This is a genomic window from Parapedobacter pyrenivorans (assembly GCF_014636865.1).
Lineage (GTDB): Bacteria > Bacteroidota > Bacteroidia > Sphingobacteriales > Sphingobacteriaceae > Parapedobacter > Parapedobacter pyrenivorans.
In genome coordinates this window covers 228,986-246,599 of sequence record NZ_BMER01000004.1, presented here as the reverse complement: position 1 = coordinate 246,599, position 17,614 = coordinate 228,986, and the positions used below count along the sequence as shown (strand labels likewise).

The following is a 17,614-nucleotide window of genomic DNA, read 5'->3' as shown; positions in this document are numbered from 1 at the left end:
TTCGGCTCATGGTTTTACACGATATCTCCCCTCAATAGGCTAGCACGGTAATCTCCGTACGTCGGTTTGCTTGGTGCGCTTCACGCGAGCAGGGCACGCCATCGCTACAATCATTAACCGGACGGGTTTCCCCGTAACCCCTGGCAACCAGTCTATCTGGCGCAATACCGCGACTAGCCAAGTAATCCACTGCGGCCTTTGCTCGCCGTTTGGAAAGTGCTTCATTATATAAACGGCTACCTCGCCTATCCGTGTGGCTCGAGAGTTCGATTTTCAATGTCTGGTTGTGGTCTAGGATGCGAACCAATTCGTCCAACACCCGTGCCGCATCCGCACGGATATCATGCTTATCAAAGTCGTAGTAGATGTTTTTAAGTTCGAAGGTCTGTCCCACCCGATATGCCGGTTCCAATAGCAGAGCGATCCGCAGGGTGTCCGATGCGGTAATGCCCAACGTACTCACAGCGGCAGAGTCGGCACTGTAACCCTGTTTTTGACCCGACACGTTGTATGTCCGGCCTGGATCCAGTTCAAACGCAAAGGCCCCGGCCTCGCTATCTTTTCTCCCGATAACCTGCTGGTCGCCGTCAACCAGGGTCACAGTCACATTCGAGAGTGGTTCGCCGGAAGTTTTGTCGGAAGCAGTCCCCTGGAGGAGGAGGAGGATTTTCGGTTCGGTGTAGCTGAACGAATAGATATCGTCTCTGCCAACACCTCCTGGCCGGTTGGAGGAAAGAAAGCCACCGAGCCCTTCGGGGTATTCGCTATGTACCAAATAGGCGAAATCATCGGTCGCACTATTAACTGGGTAGCCGAGGTTCACCGGATTGCTCCATTTGCCTTTACTTCCCATAGCTTGGAAGACATCCAGCCCACCCATCCCCGCAAAACCGTCGCTCGCGAAATACATGATTCCGTCAGCTGCCACATTGGGAAACAGTTCATCGCCAGCGCTATTAATTTCAGTGCCCGCATTAATCGGACTGCCCCAGCTGCCATTTAACTGCCGTTCACTGTACCAGATATCCGTGCCGCCCTGTCCGCCCGGCATGTCGCTGATGTAATACAGTGTATTTCCATCCGGCGATAGCGCCGCATGTCCCAGCGAATACGCTGATACATTGTTGTACGCAAACGGTTCGCCTATCCATCGGTCGCCTTTCCGCTGGTAGCAATACAGCTCCAATAGCTGTGTACGATACCTTCGACCCGATTCGCGGACAAACTCACTAGCTTTATGCGCGTGAGTCTGGGTCACGTAAAGCGTACCACCGTCTGCCGAGGCGGTAACAGGCCCGATATGGAAGCGCGTTTCACTATTCAATTCGTCAAATATCGTCCCGCTTCCTAACTCGCCTGTTGATGTCATCGGCGCAGCAAACACTTGGAGGAAAGGGTTGCCCGTCCAGCCGTAGGTATCACTTGTGGTCGCCTCCGATGGTTCCCCAACGTAGAACACGTGTTTTCCTGATGAAAATACTGAAAACTCCGATCTTGGCGTATTTACTTCTCTTTCGTTACGCAAGCGGTGCATCGTCGGATTGGCCATCCACCGCAGTGCCGAGTCGCAACCTGCTAATTGCAAAGCAACGGCGGCTCCGTCGCCTGTCGACAAGGCATAAGCTTCCAATTGCCTTTTCGCCTCGGTATATTTGCCGTTCGCTTTCAGCGCTTCCCCATACCGGAGCAGCTGCTCGGGTGTGTGATCTTCGTGGGCAATAAGCTTTGCGTACCACTTCACCGCAGATTCGTAGTCATTCATCTTCCAATAACTGTCGGATAGCTGTTCCAGATCTTCAAGTCGAGGTTTTCTGGTATCCACCAGCTTTAGGTAAAGCTGTGTGGCATGTGCATATTCATAGCGGCGGTATAACTCCTCTGCTCGGTCACGGAGACTAGGCTGCTCTTGGGCGCGGACTACCCCCGCAAAAAGCATCAGTGTGCTTGATAAAAACAAAACAAGCGGTTGGGTATGATATTTCATAGTTGATTCTAATAGCTGACGTTCTTAAAAAAACCTTGGACTTAAAATTCGATCGGCTTTCCTTCCGAAGGTAAGTCCCAGGGTGATTTCATGCGATCCGTGCTGGACGCTGGACAGACGGCTGACGATGTGGTCGTAGGAATAGCCGATCCGCAGCGCCGGCGTCACGTAGAGTTGTGTGACAGCCGAAAACGCATTCCGTCCACTTAGGCTATTCCCGCTCATGCGGTTGTACTCCCGTTCAAAAACTGTTACGCCCGTACGCCATCCTCCACCAATCCAGAGTCGCTCGCCGAAGATGAACATCGCATTCACGTCCACTGCTGTTGGCCCCTTAAAGTCGTCTTTCACCAATAGGCTCGGACGGAAACACAGCCCGTGTGCCAAGTTGAACAGTGCGCCACCGATGACGTAGATATGGCGCCTGCGACGGATGTTATCTGTTGTAGTATTATCCCAACGGAAGATGTTGTTACTTTGATCGCCAGATAGGAGGTCCATCACCGAGGCCCCGAAGTACCATTTCGGATTGTAATAATAAATCCCAAAGCGCACATCTGGCACCCAGTTACTAATTTTTCCCGCCGGCAGGACCAGATCGCTACCATCTATCGGATCCAGGAGGTTACCATCCAAGCTGTACTGCGTCACTCCAGCACCGATGCCGAAGCTGAGTCGCTGGGTATCCTCGTCATTTAGCCGAAGACGGAATGCATAATTGGCATAAGCGGAGGTAGCTGCCTGCGGACCCAAACGGTCTGCCGTGAGCTGCATCCCCAGCCCGTGCCGTTTATTCTCCGAATCCAAAATGCCGTCTATCGACAGCAGTCCCGTCTCGGGCGCGCCTGCTATACCTAGCCATTGGCTGCGCAAGCCCAGTTGTGCGAACCATTGCTCTTTATAGCCGGTGTAGGCCGGGTTTACGCTCATCGAATTGAAGATGTATTGCGTAAACTGGATGTTCTGCTGGGCGGAACCTCCCTTGCCGATGGCAAGCAGAATCAACAATGATGCTATTTTAATTACGTTTTTCATGATATCGTTTCTCTTCCTTACATCCGTTTTAACAATACCCAGCCTTTGCGTACTTCACGGATCTTACCTTTATGCGTGGTGATCAGGTAATAATACGTGCCTTCCCCCAGCGACCTGCCATCCCAATCGTTCTGGTAGTTATTGCTCCGGTACACTTCGTTGCCCCAGCGGTTTACGACGGTCACTTCAATTAGGTCAAACCCTTCAATGCCGATGATTTCAAACACGTCGTTTTTACCGTCGCCGTTAGGCGTGAATACGTTCGGTATCTTTAACGGATTCACCACAGTAATGGTTACGGTTGTAACGGTGCAATTATCCGGGTTAAGCTTTTCACAGATCTGGTATGTCAGGATGTACGTTCCTCCCCTCGTGCCCGGCAGTACGTCAACCGATCCGTCGGCATTGAGCACCAATTCGGGATCCGTGCGGACCACCGTCAGGCTGACGTCTTCCGGATCCAGTGGTTCTCCATTGACTTTGATGTTATCAAATACGTTTACCACATTTTTCGTTCCGTCATAACCATTGGCATCGGCGGATACTGCTGCTGCTTCCAAACTTGCTGGTGCTACTTCCACGGTTACTGTTGCGGTCTGGCAATTTGTTGGATTGACCGCATCACATACCTGGTACGATAAGGTGTAGCTACCGGCCGCCGTATTCGGTGCCAACGTCACGGTTCCATCTTCGTTCAGGGTTAGCGGTGAGCTACCGATTACCGGCGTCCGGCTCAGGACAATCGTTCCCACGTCAATTGGATCACCATCAATGGTGTCATTGCCAAGAACACTCGCTGTTGTGCCCCCGTCCCTACCCGGTATCGGGCCGAAGCGGTCATCATCCACGGCAATCAATTTGAAATAAGCGTTCACTTCCACCGTCGTCGTGCCGCTTAGTGGATTGCCGTTAGGATCAACCGCACTTACCGTCGCCGAATTGATGATTTTACCCGCCACGAGATCTGCGGCGGTCGTCCGATATGTAGTTGTAAAGATCAAGGCATTCGTTGTCCCCGGTTCTATCGCTGCGATTTGCTGTACGAAGCCGGTTAAGGGGTCACGGATTTCGATATGGCGTAGCGTTACCGTGCCCGTATTAGTGACCTGTATTTCGTAAATAATCTGATCACCCACATTTTTCACCTGCGTCCTATCAGCATGCTTTTCAATCCGAATTTCTGCCGTTTGGATAATGGTGATGACCGTCGCATCCCCGTCTCCCGGTGTATTGGGATCATTTGATGTTACTTCGGGAATATCCGTCCCATCCGGTCCTGTTGCAATTGCCCGAGCCTGGTTTACTACCTGACCGGCGTCTGCGTCCGCTTGTGTGATCTTATGGCGTGCAATTACGGTAGCAGCTGCTCCGGGTTGCAAACTGCGTATCGGTGAGCCAGAGACGATCTCCGCGTTGTCATCGGTCACATTGACGTCCGTCAACGTGACGTTGCCGGTATTGGTTGCAACTATTTCGTACGTGATGTCGTTGCCCACGCGATAAGGCCCCTTACTGATTACCTTTTTGGTGAGGCTAAGTCCTGCCTGCCGCGTGGCCAAGGTGGTTTCCTCGCCGCTTACCGGGTCGGTCGGATTCAACTGGTTACCTGCCAGATCCTCGCCCGTTGCCGTGGCCGTGTTCAATACCGAGCCCACATCCAAATCAGATTGCTGGATGGTGTATACCGTTGTCAGCACCGAGTCGGCACCTGGCGCAAGCGAGCTTACTGTTTCGATAAGGCCGGTCAGTGCGTCGTTCACCGTTATGCTGCCCAATGTCACATTGCCCGTATTGGTCAGCGTGATCGCATATTCCAATTCATCGCCGACTGCATTGTAGCTGGTCGTGCCCGCGGCACCATTGATGCCGGTTAATACCTTGCTGATTGTGAAGGAAGGTGCCTGCGTAGCCGTGGTAGTCTCCTGTCCGTCGGATGGATCGGTCGGATCGACGGTATCACCGCTCGGGCCTTCACCCGTGGCCGTTGCCGTGTTCAACACCACGCCCGCATCCAAATCAGATTGCTGGATGGTGTATACCGTTGTCAGCACCGAGTCGGCGCCTGGCGCAAGTGAGCTTACTGTTTCGGTAAGGCCGGTCAGCGCGTCGTTCACCGTTATGCTACTCAACGTTACGTTGCCGGTATTGGTCACCGTAATTGCATATTCCAGCTCGTCGCCAACAGCGTTGTAGTTCGTTACATTGGTGGTGCCGTTAATCGCTATTAATTCTTTGAATAATGTAAAGGACGGGCTCAGCGTCACCGTCACCGTCGCGGCATCATCCACTGCGGCATTAAGCTCGTTGGCATCCACCGATACCCCGTTCACCAGGTCGCCCCCGTCATCCAGGTGCGCCTGCGTCACCGTGTAGCCGTAGTTATACGTCCAGGTCTCGCCCACGTCAAGCACCCCGTCCGAGTTATCCCCTGTGCCGCCCGTCTGCACCGGCGTGCCCGGTGCGATTACCTCGCTTGCCGTACCCTGCACCACCGCGTCCGCAACCGTGATGCCCGTCAGGCTCACGTTGCCCGTGTTCGCTACCACAACCTCATAGTTGATCGCACCCGGCGCCGACACCGTTGTCACGGCAGCCGTCTTGGCCACCGTCAGTGACGGGCTCTGTGTAATTTCAACCGTCGCGGCATCATCCACCGCGTCGATCAGCTCGTTGGCATCCACCGATACCCCGTTCACCAGGTCACCCCCGTCGTCCAGGTGCGCCTGCGTCACCGTGTAGCTGTAACTATACGTCCAGGTTTCCCCCACGTCAAGCACGCCGTCCGTGTTGTCCCCCGTACCGCCCGTCTGCACCGGCGTGCCCAGCAAGGCAATCGCCTCGCTGGAGGTGCCTTGGGTAACCCCGTCGGTGATGGCAATGCCCGTCAGGTTTACGGTACCTGTGTTTTCGACAACCAACTCGTAGTTTATGGGGCCCGGCGCCGATACCAAAGTTACAGCGGCCGTTTTGGCCACTGTAATCTCCGGTACGAGGTAGGTTAACTCCACATCGTCAAATACCACACATCCGCCATTGGTAACTGTCCATCGAAGTGTAGCAGTTGAATTGGCCGGCAGTGTAATCGTCGCATTTGGATCCGTCACATCATCGATTGCCGAAGCCGTCAAGCCAATTGGACTTGAGGATACAAGAGACCATTCGCCTACGCCTAAGTCATTCGATGCGTCCAGTTCAAATGACGGACCTGTATATTGCGTTACATCTGAACCGGCGTCGACCGTCGGTTGATAAAAGAGCCCAACCGTGATCGGCGTCCTTGCTATACTTTCGCAACCGCTAACCGTTTGGCTCGCATAGTAGGTTGTTCCATCAACCAACGCCGTTGAACTCGCCAACGCAGTGGCTGTATACGCATCCGCAAACCAGCGGATCGTCTCGCCTGTTACGGCGATAGCTGCCAACGTCGGATTGTCTGCAATGCAAAACTCCTGTGCTGCGTCCGCGGTGGGCGCAGCCACCGAATTGACCGTCACTTCGATCACGTCTTCCAACAGACACCCTTCGATGCCCAGATCCAGTGACAATTTAATCCAGGTCGTCTCGTTAAATGAAAGTTGTGGTGTGGTGGTGCCGTCTTCGAAATCAGTGAATGGTCCTGTTGGTCCATCAGTACTGTAAGACCACTGATAGCCACCCTGACCCCTACCTACACCCACATCATCGCCGATGGTTATTGCTGTTGGCGCAAGCACAGCCGGCGTAAACGGCACTGTGTAGATCGATGCAGTTGAAGGTGTACACGAGTTGTCGTTTATTGGTACGGCAATCGAACCACTGGTATAGGTTACCACATTCCCAGCCCCATCGTCAAACGTAATCGTAGCGCCCCGCAAGTGGCCGACGTCCTGACCTACGCAATCGTAGATCTGTACTTTCCAGCCGCCCGCATTGGCGTTTTCACCATACATCGGTGCCCAATTAATTAGCTGATCTGATCCGGAGGCATTGCGATAACCGTTAAACGTACCAGTTAACGTATTCGGAGCCCCTAAACAAAAATTGAAATATGCATTCGGCCCTTGATTTGTAAACGTTAAGTTATTCACGTTGTCGCCGGAATTGCAATTCCCGCCTTGGTTTACACCCAAGGGTATAGTCTTTGTTCCGTCGGGATTTACGAAATAGAAGGCCAGATCCGATACATAGGTATGGGTCGCGTTAAAGGTAACCCGGATGCGCGTGCTTGCGTTGATGATAAATGGCCTGCGTACCGGATCATAATAAGTAAAATGCTGCGTCGTCGTACCGATGTCCCCGTTCAGGGTAACCGTTGCTCCCTCACAAACAGTTCCCACTTCGTCAATCGAAGGCAAGTTTTCGGTATTCCAAACCCATGCGCGCCCTTCCCGGATAACCCCGTCATTGTTCGTCAGCAACAGGTAGCCTCCGCTTTCCAAACCGGAAATTGTAGGACCCGCATCCAGTGCATATATTTGGTAACTATTCGTCGCCGCGTCGAATTTGTACCAATCGAACACGGTTCCCGCGCTTCGAGACGTTCCCGAAAGCGAGCCAGTGCCAGGCCCACCATTGAACACATAAATCGGATCATCGGTAGCCGCCGAATACATGGCGTTGGTATAAGTCGTTAAGAAAAACCCGCAGGAATTTGCTGAAGTAATCGGCTCTTCATCATCATCAATTTTCACCACGACCACTGTGGTCCACCCCATACCGCAGGCACCGCCCGCATCTACTTCGTAGCGATAGGCCGTACCGCCCATGGGCAGCGATGCAATGTTCACCGTGCTTCCCGATACCGGTGAATTGTTATCTACCCGAACCCAGGTGCCACCGACATCTTGCGATCCATCCAGACCGTCATACAGGTCTACGGTAGATGTGCTTGCAAACACCAAAATCGGCCCAGGCGAGTTTCCCGTGTTGGCCGCACGGGTCACGGTGACAAATGCTGTTGCGGTGTTCGATGTCTGCCCGACCGCATCCGTCACGGTAATCAGTACCCTCCGCTGCACCGCTGTATTGGGATTATCCGCGCGATTGGTGTACAACAAGTCATTCAATACATTCAGCACTGCGCTGGAGGTTGCCGAACCGTTATTGGTCAGCGTCAGTTCCGTGGTACCATTACCGGCTACGAACACGCCCGGAAAAATCCCACCGATGGCCAGCTCTTCCAACCCGGCGTCTTGTGGATTGTCCAACACAATACGCATCGTTTTGATCACGCCATCCGGTGAACTCACGGTCGCCGATGTGCCGGTATTCCAGTGCTCAAGAATCTCATATCCGCTAGCACAGGCAACGGTGTTGATGTTGGTGCCGCCGGCACCTGTCACGTTAGACGGGTCAAGGCGCAATACGGGCGCAGCAAACAGGCTGCTGGCGGCGGTTTCATTCCCGGAGGCTGTCTGCGACAAGCCAAGCAACACTACGGCAAACATCACCGCGGCAATTAACGGACGGAACATACTACGGGTTAGACTAGTGGTATTCATGAAGGACGATTACGGGTAGAAAATGTATCAGGTTATTCGAAGATAAGATTGCGGAGTTGTCGGCCAAGCGCAGGATTCCGATCGATCTTCTCCTCAAACTCAGCCACAGCCAATTTTGCCTCTTTGCTCAAAAGGAAGATCATGCGTTCATAGACTTCCGTGAGGTATCCACGGCGTACTTCATCGTCTATATCATTCAGGATGTTGATTTTATATTTTCGATAAAAGTTGTCAAACAAAGACTCCTCATCTTCTGGATCGAGGTCTGAAAGGTCAACGATTGTAAGAAGCTCTTCATTCTCCACCAAAGCGTGTAGGTCTGCTTTTGCAGCTACGGTAAAGGGGTTCTCCTCCTGTGCGAATGATAATTGAGAACTCAAGAAAATAGACATTAAACTGATTAAAATACGCATTTCTACTAGTTTATTCGTTTTGGGGTTGATTTAATAACTCATTGAAATTGTAGGGCAACGATATCGTAACCCTTCGATATGATGAATCTCGGAAACGATTTAAGTTAGGCGAGGTGTTCGGAAACATCGGTTTCCCTCAATAGGTGATCGACTTTGGAGCAGTAGAAATATTTTCATAGAAAAATAAATTTTTGTAGTAATTCCACTACAAAGGAAAACATATGATTAGTGATAATACCCACCCGAAAAGGTGGGATTTCATTTTTTAGGAAGGCTATTTGCCGCCTCGGAATCCGTTATTTACCCTATGGTAAGAAACCGACGAATCCGACATAATTCATTGATAATGAAATAATAATATTGCAGCAAGAAGGCAATAAGTGAAGATTAAGATTTAAAAGTTAGGTTGATCATTCACGTATCGGTCGCTTGTATTTATTGATCAACTCAGCGCGGCTGTTGATCTGCAATTTACTATAGATATTCCGGATGTGGAATTTCACCGTATCCACACTAACATTCGAATTTTCGGCCACCCGTTTATAGGAATCTCCATTTTGGAGCATGGAGACAATTTCGATTTCCCGTGGTGTCAGCCGCTCCACGTCCGATGGCGCTCGGGAGCGGTCTAAAAACGGATTGAAATGTCCAATTACCATCCGCGCCACATGCGGGCTCATTACCGAGCCGCCATGAAGTACGTCAAGCAGTTGCTCCTCCATTTTGGGCAACGGCGTGTTTTTAAGCAAGTAGCCTGAAGCACCAGCACATAGTGCTTGGAAAATGGCTTCCTTATCGTCAAAGACCGTATACATGACTACTTGACTCGCGGCAGACCGGCGCTTCACATACCATGCGGTTTCAATGCCTGATTTGCCCGGTAAGCCGATATCACAGAGCAACAGATCAATGCGCTGTTCTTTCCATCGTTCCATAAAATCCTCGGCAGAACTGGCCATAAGACAGAGGTCGAAGTTTGCGGAAGTTTGGAAAAACTCAACCAATGCATCCAAAACGACCTGCCTATCTTCTACAATAGCCAACTTATATTTGCCCTGCCTCATATTGATTGGTTTGTATGTTGCTTCTAAGTAAATGTTGCCAAAAGTAAAAGATTGAGCCGATAAATTCTCCTACCCGAAAAGGTAGGTTTTCAAATTTCCGTTAAACTATACGCCGCTTTGTGATATATGGCCCAATACAGAGCCAGATACCGACCAATAGGTATAGCAAACTAACCCAGAATAATTTATCGAAATCCATCAAGATATAACTCGCTTGCTGCCTATTAAACACAATATTGAAAACCATACCCAATTGCACCAACATGAACAGCGAAAAAATAACTGTGTAGCCATATAGTGAAAATCGCAGTTTACGCCCGTAGGAATGTGCGGTGGCATCCGCCATAAACAACAACTGCCATTGCGAAAACAGGTATATCGCAGCAAGGGCTAACTTGATGATGTAATGCCATTGCTGATTTATAAACCCATAACCGTGCTTATAGCCCAGGCTTACGTCATGCGCCAGGCTCGCCATAAATGCTTGCTTTTCGGCCATGCTAGTAATCATGTATGGCACAATATCAATCAGGCCAAATAGAAACGGAATTGCATGTACCAACCAGCGTCTGGGCACCTTCGCTATGGGATACAGCTTAAGACGCACATAATAATAGGAACAGGGGGCGATCAGGTAGTATAGGGGAATGCCTTTGTTGTAGAGATTGGGGATGTATTGAATATAACGGGTCACAATCATCAGGTAGATAAATGCAAACCACATCAGGGAAAAAAGTGCAATGCTAAGCAAAATCTCGGCTAGGTCCCTGCGTAATCTTTGATCAATAAGCCGGATTACGATGGCTAAAAAGCTAAATAATATCCCGCCAGCAGCAAATCCAATCACTAGGTCATATATCATCTGTTGTTTGACTCAAATCCTAATCCGGTTAAATAGTCTCATCCTATGATAAGGGGCGGTCAACTTTACCATATACCCGTCTTCGGTAAAGCCGCACCACAAGTCGGCATTAATCTGGTCGGCTCGCAGTTGCATATTACGCAGTCCGTTGCCGCTTCGTCCTTCACCGAATCGCTTTTTACTGTCCTTGCCATTATCGCATACATACAGCTCGATAGTTCTTGAAGTGAAACGTAATCCTATTCGTACAGCCGTGGCATTTGAGTGCTTGCATATGTTGTGTATCGCTTCTTTAAAGATGAGGTAAAGGTTCTGCCGCAGCGATTGGGCGATTTTGCGCTCACCGTGCTCAAAATCAAAACTAATCGTGATATCCAATGGATCCAACAACGCCATAGCTACATATTTCATACGATCCACGGTGCTGTCTTGGTCGTTGTTGCGGGTATCTACCGCCCAAATAATGTCGTCCATCATTTGTGTGGCCTTCCTGCTATGATTACCCACAGCCATTACGGCCTGTTCCTCTCCGCCCATTTTAAGCTTAAGCAAATCTGCCTGCATGGAAATACCGGTAAGTAACCCGCCTACTTCATCATGTAGGTCTCGGGATATTTTCCCCCTGAGCTTGTACTCGTTTTTTGTACGGCGTGAGCGCTCATACAGGAAAAATGTCAGAATACCCGCAATGGTCAAACATAACAAGGTAAAAAACGTAAGTGTTTCCGTAAAGATCGGCTTCTTATGGATGACCCACGTACGGATAATCTCCGGCATGTCGGAATTCAACGCCGTAGTCCGCACTGATAAGTAATAGTAGCCTGCCGATAAGCCCGTGAGGTTAATCTGGGAAAAAGCCGGCATTTCCTGATAATCGTCCATAAACGGCTCGATTTTGAACTGCATCCGATAGACTTGCCGATAGGCATTGGGGCGTGCAAAATCCATGGATAGCCATACCACATCGGGCGACAAGTTAAGTGTATCTAATTGCTGCAGACCGGCATACTCTTCGACGTATCGGTTGGTCTTCAATCCCATATGGATACGGGAGAGCACCGGTTGGATATCAAAGTTGTCTCCAGCAGTCGTCAATTGCTCGGGATGAAAATACGTGTATCCTCCGGTACCACCCATAAACAGCCAATCACTGGTTTCGTCATAATAGATTGCTTGGTGATTAAACTCTTCAAAAGGAAGCCCATCCGCATGGTAATAGTTAAAGAATTGCCTACCCCCGTATATCGAGATACCGTTATGCGTGCCTAGGAACAGCTTATTGCCAATCCATTTCATGCTATATATGGTATTGCTGGCCAACCCATCTTCCATGCGGAGTGACCGGCCTGTATTAGACGAAGCATCCAACACTACAAGTCCCCGGCCTTTGGTGCCTAGATATACGGAGTCTCCTTCGTAACTATGTGTGTAGATGTTTAGCTTGGTATGGTCCGCGGGATAGATTTTACGGCACGTGCCCGCTGCTTTCCATACGAAGAAGCCCTCCGTTGTCGTATAACTGATGCCGGTCTCCAAGACAGCAAGTGATAGTACGCGCATGCCCTCACTGAAGAAACCGCTTTGCGGGCAAAGCAATGGTAAGGCACGTCCTGATGATAGTGCATATTTCCAAATCCCGTTGAACGTACCGACCAACAAGGTATCAGCCGATTGGCGTGCCAGGCAATAAGCCATGCCATTGAAACGTCCCCGCTCGTTATCAGATAAGTGTAATGGTGCCTTTACAATACGTCCATTAATCAGGTAATTCAAAAATTCACCCTCCATGGCGATAACCGTGGTATCGGTCGACAGCGGCAAAAAGGCATAATAGTTATTTTCGGGTGCCTCGGTATAGGGGCCGAATACCCGATTTGGAGACCAAGTATTCAAGTAGCCATAACCACCGAAATAATATATCCCATGCTGTTTAACCATTCCACGGGCCGATCTTGCCCCCATGAAATTGAATGGAATCCTAGACCTGAAAACACTGTACAACCCTTGGTCGGTAGCTAATAACCACTCCTGCTGTCCATATTGCCATGCATTGAGTCGTTTGTACAATATATTTTCTGCCATACCATTAGTACCGGCATGGCGTAACCGCAAAGTGGTATCGCGACTGTATTCGAGGTACTGACTCCCGTGAACAATAATCACTTTGTCTCCACTGGTAAAAGACCAATGATTCCATGTGGTGAAATCATTGCCTTTAAAGTCATTACCCAACCAACGGAGAAAATTATCACCGTCAAACACATAATAACCCTGGGAATAAACGCGAATCAGCGCACCACCCACTATCGGTAATAAATCTTCAAACTCATCAAACAGACCAGCGGGGAATGCCGTCACCTTTGTATCACCACCATGCAGTCCATAACGGTATAATTGATTCCCGAAGGCCAACCATAGATTGTCGGCATCGGCTATCAGAATCTTGCCCAACGGTCGTCTTTCATGTACAACATTTGTGTCAAAACGAAAACGTTGTTTCGCTGTGTACTCACCGACTTGCCAAACGGCGCCCTCTCCATCAGCCACATACAGCACATTATCACCACGATAAAACGCAATGACCGACTTCCCTACCAGTTCGCCGATACCATGCTCTTTACCTATCAAAGACCAGGTATTCGTATCAAAAACAGCTAGCCCGTTGCGGCTATTTATCCATAAGCGGCCCCATGGATCCGCCAACAGGTCGCTCACTTCATCAAAAGGCAGCGTTTCGCTGTACAATTTAGAAAAGGGGATCACATTTACACCGTCGTACCGGTAGAGCATTCCTCCTGCAACCATCCAAATCATTCCGGCCTGATCTTTAACAGCATCGCTGATCATGGTATGGTGTGCATCAACGCCGGGGATAATCTGGACATAGTGATACGGAGATACCTGAGCCGCTGAAGCCAGCGAAAAGCATCCCAATATCAGCAATAACAGCCTTTTCCGCAAACTTTGGTTTAGATCAATACTCCCCATGAGTTGGCATTATCCAGCAAATAGCATCGTTCAAAAGTAGCGATTTTTCCGTAATTCGTCCCATAATGTCGGGCTTTTTTGGCCAATACATAATTCCTATTTTATGTCGCTATGGTCAGCTTCACCGTCAATGGGCATCTTTTCCTATCTTAGCCCGATGGACAAACTATTGCTCGATAAATTCACGGCAAACGATTTCGACCTATATTATGCACTTGTCAGCAACGAGCAGGTAATGGCGCAGATTACTGAACGCGCTATTCCCTACGAAGAAGCTATGGAAGAATTTCAGGCCCTGCTCGCTAACAACGCGCTGCATGATCGCTTTGGCCAGTTCAAACTTTTTGAGCGCCAATCCGGCATATTTGTTGGCTTGGGCAAGCTGGAGGTCACCGAGGAAGCGGCCTTCTCGGCCGAATTGGGGTACAGCTTATTGCCGCAATACTGGGGGAAGGGACTGGGCACAGAGGCCGCCAAGCAACTCATTGAAATCGCCCAGTCTGAAAAGCAACTCAAAACGCTTACGGCCATCATCGACCCGGCTAATGTGGCTTCACGGAAGATTTTGACCAATCAGGGGTTTATTTCCAAGCGGCTTTTCAACTACGATGGCTTACCGGCGGAGTTTTTGGAGCTCAACTTTATTAAGGCCGAGTTTATTTCAAACAAACCGGGCGCTTTGGGGTTTATGCGTTAAATGCTGTTAATTAAACAACACTATGAGTACAGAAAATTTGCAACGCCAGGAAGCCATCGAAAAATTAAAAAGTCTGGTTGACAAAATTGATATCGGCATGTTATGTACGTTCAATCCCGAAAGCGATTACCCACACGCCATCCCCATGAGCAGACAGGAGGTAGACGAAAACGGCGATATCTGGTTTCTCTTTTCTTCGGAAAGCGATACACACCAAAATCTCCAACGGAATCATAAAGTGAGCCTTTTATATTCCGACGTAAGTAACTATAGTTTCCTCAGCATCAATGGCACGGGCAATATCTCGCAAGACAGTACCCGTATTGACAAATATTGGAACAAGATAGTAGCGGCCTGGTTCGAACAGGGCCGGGAAGACCCGCGTATCCGCGTGCTGAAGGTGACACCAGAAGAAGGTCACTATTGGGACAACAAAACCAATAAGTTGGTTACTTTCCTGAAAGTGGCTACCAGTGCCCTGTCTGGCAAGCAAATGGATATCGGCCGTGAAGGCGAATTGGACTTATAATCACCTCAATTAAGCTAAAACCGGATACCCAGTATAAAAGCAAGCGCATTATTTCGGTAGCTATCATTGGGCATATTGGGATTTTCGCCCTTATTGAAATTCGTGAATCCCGTCGTGTAGCGGGCGTTCAGTATCAGGTCCACACGGCTATCCGGTAGCCGCAAGCAATATTCCAACCCATATACCCCCGCTATGTCGGTGTCCTTCACATGGTACGCCTCATAGGTTTCTCCCTCACCCACTTTGTTTTTGGCACGTAGCTTAAAGCCCACCTGCGGACCGACAAAGATGTCCAAATCAATGGGGTTGAAACGGTATTTCATCAGGATCGGTACACCCAGGTAATTCATATTCAGTTCGGCATCCCGATAAAGAATATCACCTATTACATACGCGTCACTTTTATATTTGCCGCCCAACTGCTGGAAATTGACTTCGGGCTGCACATAGAAACTGCCAAATACCGGGAAGTTGGCGTGTACGCCGCCGATGAAACCTGCCTTTCCATCAAAGGTATCGCCCGAAATCCTAGACATGCTCCACCCCGCCTGTATGCCGAAACCGATTTTCTCCTGCCGTTGTGCATGGGCATCCAGTATGGCAAACATAAAAATAAACGAAATCAATGTGTTTTTCATAAAAATGGGTCTTTATTGCCTAACGTAGTGATGAATGAGATTGCTACACGATTAGCTCAGTTTGTTTCCGTGCGTTCAAACCATTTATATACTGGATTAGCCGTTTATGCTGTCTTAGTAAAGCCTTCAGGTGTAAACAAAATCGCCTTAAACGAGGTTTAGTATAAGACATATTATGCTCATCATATTTGCCAGCAGGACAGGGAATGTTAGGCGCTTTGTAAATAAGGCCGCCGAGCTTTCGGTGCTGCACCTTCGTACCTGCGAGCTCCCGACCATTATCCCATTCCGGCAAGCTCACCTAGTTACATATACAGATCCAATGGGGGCTGTACCTCCTTTGGTGCAAAGTTTCCTTGAAGAACATCACCGCAAAATACTTTCTATATCCGGAAGCGGCAACCGGAATTGGGGACGCGATTTTGCGGCAGCAGTGGATCGGATACACCAACAATACGACATCCCTATAAACCTCAAATTCGAACTGTCCGGGACTCCCGGTGAAATACTAACCTTTGTTGATTACATCAACGGTGAACCCAAAACCATGGAAACGAGCCTGCGCATCCTCAAATTCCGGACAGACAGCTGCGCCACCTGCACAGCTGTAACCGATGCATTAGACCGCTGTGGCGTCCCGTACCGGGACGTTAATCCGTTTGACCATCCCGACATGGCCGCACAATATGGCGTAAGGTCAGTGCCTACCGTTATCGTCTTCGAAGGAGCGCGCGAAATTCTAAGGATGGTGGGATACAAACCCGAAATCATCGAGCAGATCAGCAGCTTATTCGACGCGTAGCTATGGCTCATCGGCTTTAGCAGCATCCTCATGCTCGCCGCCTCATGACTATGCTGGCGGCTGCACCGGTCCTAGCGCTCCAATTCCACCTCACCGGAAGGGCGATCTAGTGTCGATGAGCCGCTTGGCGTGCCAAAATCCGGGTTTCCGTCTACATTGAATGTAAATTTTTGGAGAAATACGTGCCGGTTATTCCATCCGCCATCCAACTGCAATTTAGAGTGGTAGTAGATCCAATATTCCGTATCATCGGGCGAAGTGGTCATGCTGGCATGGCCCACACCGTGTACCGTATCCGTACCTTTAAACACCGATTGTTCTGCCTTGGTCCAAGCCTCGGGATCCAGCGGGTTACTATCCGGCGATTTTAACCGCAACTGGCCCATTTTATAATGCTCGGTCCAAGAGCCCCGTGTGGAGTACATGATAAACACATCGTCCGCATGCTTCAGTACCTGCGGCCCTTCCTGCAGCGCGATATGATCTCCTTTCTCCCATGGCAACTCGGGTTTTGACAGCAATACCCGTTTACCCAGCGTGTACGGGTCGATCAGTTCAGCAATGTATAAATATTGATCCACATCATGGTGGTCATGCAATGCCGTCCAGCCAGACCACACGGCGTAATTCTTCCCCCGATGCTGCAACAACGTCATGTCTATGGCCCAGCAATTATCCTTCTTCGTTTCCGGGTCATCACCGGTATAATACATCCCCTTGTCTACATATGGACCAAACGGATTGTCGGCTTCCAGCACACCTGCTCGCTGTGCATAAAACGGCGCTCCGTTATGTACCGACCCAGCATAATAAATGTACCATTTGCCATCGATTACGTGAATTTCAGGTGCCCAGATATTATAGCTGTTCCAAGCATTTTCAGGCGGTGTCCACACCACCGCTGTTTTTTCAAATTTAGTCAAGAAACGGGATTCCGTAACCGTTATCCCTCCGCCGCCATTGAAAATGGTATAGTAGCGTCCTTCATGCTTCATCACAAATGGATCGGCACCTTTACGCAGCGGGTTGACGAACGTCTTTTCCTGCGCTTGGATCACGTTATGCGCTAGCAAACAGACCAGCAGCAAATAAATCGCTTTGTTCATTGAATTGATATAGGGG

12 protein-coding genes are annotated in these 17,614 nt (G+C 49.7%); 3 read left to right on the top strand and 9 right to left on the bottom strand.

From position 1 onward, the window contains the following. Positions 1-31 precede the first annotated feature (31 nt). From IEV98_RS18120 to IEV98_RS18090, 7 genes are all read right to left on the bottom strand, one after another. On the bottom strand, positions 32-1,984 hold the full coding sequence (locus tag IEV98_RS18120) for an OmpA family protein (protein ID WP_229738830.1): 1,953 nt from the start codon (positions 1,982-1,984) through the stop codon (positions 32-34). Between the two features lie 24 nt (positions 1,985-2,008). Beyond that, positions 2,009-3,019, bottom strand: coding sequence for a PorP/SprF family type IX secretion system membrane protein (locus IEV98_RS18115; RefSeq protein WP_188507442.1), 1,011 nt, complete (start codon positions 3,017-3,019; stop codon positions 2,009-2,011). Positions 3,020-3,036: 17 nt separating this feature from the next. Continuing rightward, entirely contained in the window at positions 3,037-8,499 is a 5,463-nt protein-coding gene (locus IEV98_RS18110; RefSeq protein ID WP_188507441.1) for a CLIPPER-2 domain-containing protein, read from the bottom strand. Between the two features lie 32 nt (positions 8,500-8,531). Further along, on the bottom strand, positions 8,532-8,879 hold the full coding sequence (locus IEV98_RS18105; protein ID WP_229738829.1) for a hypothetical protein: 348 nt from the start codon (positions 8,877-8,879) through the stop codon (positions 8,532-8,534). Positions 8,880-9,322: 443 nt separating this feature from the next. Then, a complete protein-coding gene (locus tag IEV98_RS18100) occupies positions 9,323-9,976 on the bottom strand; it encodes a response regulator (protein ID WP_188507439.1) in 654 nt (217 codons plus the stop codon). A gap of 100 nt (positions 9,977-10,076) precedes the next feature. Continuing rightward, positions 10,077-10,838, bottom strand: coding sequence for a hypothetical protein (locus tag IEV98_RS18095; RefSeq protein ID WP_188507438.1), 762 nt, complete (start codon positions 10,836-10,838; stop codon positions 10,077-10,079). 12 nt (positions 10,839-10,850) lie between these two features. Then, positions 10,851-13,826, bottom strand: a complete 2,976-nt coding sequence (locus IEV98_RS18090; RefSeq protein ID WP_188507437.1) for a sensor histidine kinase — start codon at positions 13,824-13,826, stop codon at positions 10,851-10,853. A gap of 157 nt (positions 13,827-13,983) precedes the next feature. On the opposite strand from IEV98_RS18090, the gene IEV98_RS18085 reads away from it, so the two are divergent. Next, on the top strand, positions 13,984-14,523 hold the full coding sequence (locus IEV98_RS18085; RefSeq protein WP_188507436.1) for a GNAT family N-acetyltransferase: 540 nt from the start codon (positions 13,984-13,986) through the stop codon (positions 14,521-14,523). A 22-nt stretch (positions 14,524-14,545) separates the two neighbouring features. Then, entirely contained in the window at positions 14,546-15,052 is a 507-nt protein-coding gene (locus IEV98_RS18080; protein ID WP_188507435.1) for a pyridoxamine 5'-phosphate oxidase family protein, read from the top strand. A gap of 14 nt (positions 15,053-15,066) precedes the next feature. Here the strand turns inward: IEV98_RS18080 and IEV98_RS18075 are convergent, their stop codons facing one another. Further along, positions 15,067-15,690 carry an outer membrane beta-barrel protein gene (locus tag IEV98_RS18075; RefSeq protein ID WP_188507434.1) on the bottom strand — a complete coding sequence of 208 codons (624 nt, stop codon included), beginning with the start codon at positions 15,688-15,690 and terminating at the stop codon, positions 15,067-15,069. 175 nt (positions 15,691-15,865) lie between these two features. On the opposite strand from IEV98_RS18075, the gene IEV98_RS18070 reads away from it, so the two are divergent. Then, a complete protein-coding gene (locus IEV98_RS18070) occupies positions 15,866-16,492 on the top strand; it encodes a class Ib ribonucleoside-diphosphate reductase assembly flavoprotein NrdI (RefSeq protein WP_188507433.1) in 627 nt (208 codons plus the stop codon). 71 nt (positions 16,493-16,563) lie between these two features. Here the strand turns inward: IEV98_RS18070 and IEV98_RS18065 are convergent, their stop codons facing one another. Then, complete coding sequence (locus IEV98_RS18065) at positions 16,564-17,598, bottom strand: glycoside hydrolase family 43 protein (protein WP_188507432.1); 1,035 nt, start codon at positions 17,596-17,598, stop codon at positions 16,564-16,566. Positions 17,599-17,614 lie beyond the last annotated feature (16 nt).

Bases quoted from the DNA above. Each gene is read 5' to 3' on its own strand.
- IEV98_RS18120 (WP_229738830.1), bottom strand. From the start codon at position 1,984: ATGAAATATCATACCCAACCGCTTGTTTTGTTTTTATCAAGCACACTG.
- IEV98_RS18115 (WP_188507442.1), bottom strand. From the start codon at position 3,019: ATGAAAAACGTAATTAAAATAGCATCATTGTTGATTCTGCTTGCCATC.
- IEV98_RS18110 (WP_188507441.1), bottom strand. From the start codon at position 8,499: ATGAATACCACTAGTCTAACCCGTAGTATGTTCCGTCCGTTAATTGCC.
- IEV98_RS18100 (WP_188507439.1), bottom strand. From the start codon at position 9,976: ATGAGGCAGGGCAAATATAAGTTGGCTATTGTAGAAGATAGGCAGGTC.
- IEV98_RS18095 (WP_188507438.1), bottom strand. From the start codon at position 10,838: ATGATATATGACCTAGTGATTGGATTTGCTGCTGGCGGGATATTATTT.
- IEV98_RS18090 (WP_188507437.1), bottom strand. From the start codon at position 13,826: ATGGGGAGTATTGATCTAAACCAAAGTTTGCGGAAAAGGCTGTTATTG.
- IEV98_RS18085 (WP_188507436.1), top strand. From the start codon at position 13,984: ATGGACAAACTATTGCTCGATAAATTCACGGCAAACGATTTCGACCTA.
- IEV98_RS18080 (WP_188507435.1), top strand. From the start codon at position 14,546: ATGAGTACAGAAAATTTGCAACGCCAGGAAGCCATCGAAAAATTAAAA.
- IEV98_RS18075 (WP_188507434.1), bottom strand. From the start codon at position 15,690: ATGAAAAACACATTGATTTCGTTTATTTTTATGTTTGCCATACTGGAT.
- IEV98_RS18070 (WP_188507433.1), top strand. From the start codon at position 15,866: ATGCTCATCATATTTGCCAGCAGGACAGGGAATGTTAGGCGCTTTGTA.
- IEV98_RS18065 (WP_188507432.1), bottom strand. From the start codon at position 17,598: ATGAACAAAGCGATTTATTTGCTGCTGGTCTGTTTGCTAGCGCATAAC.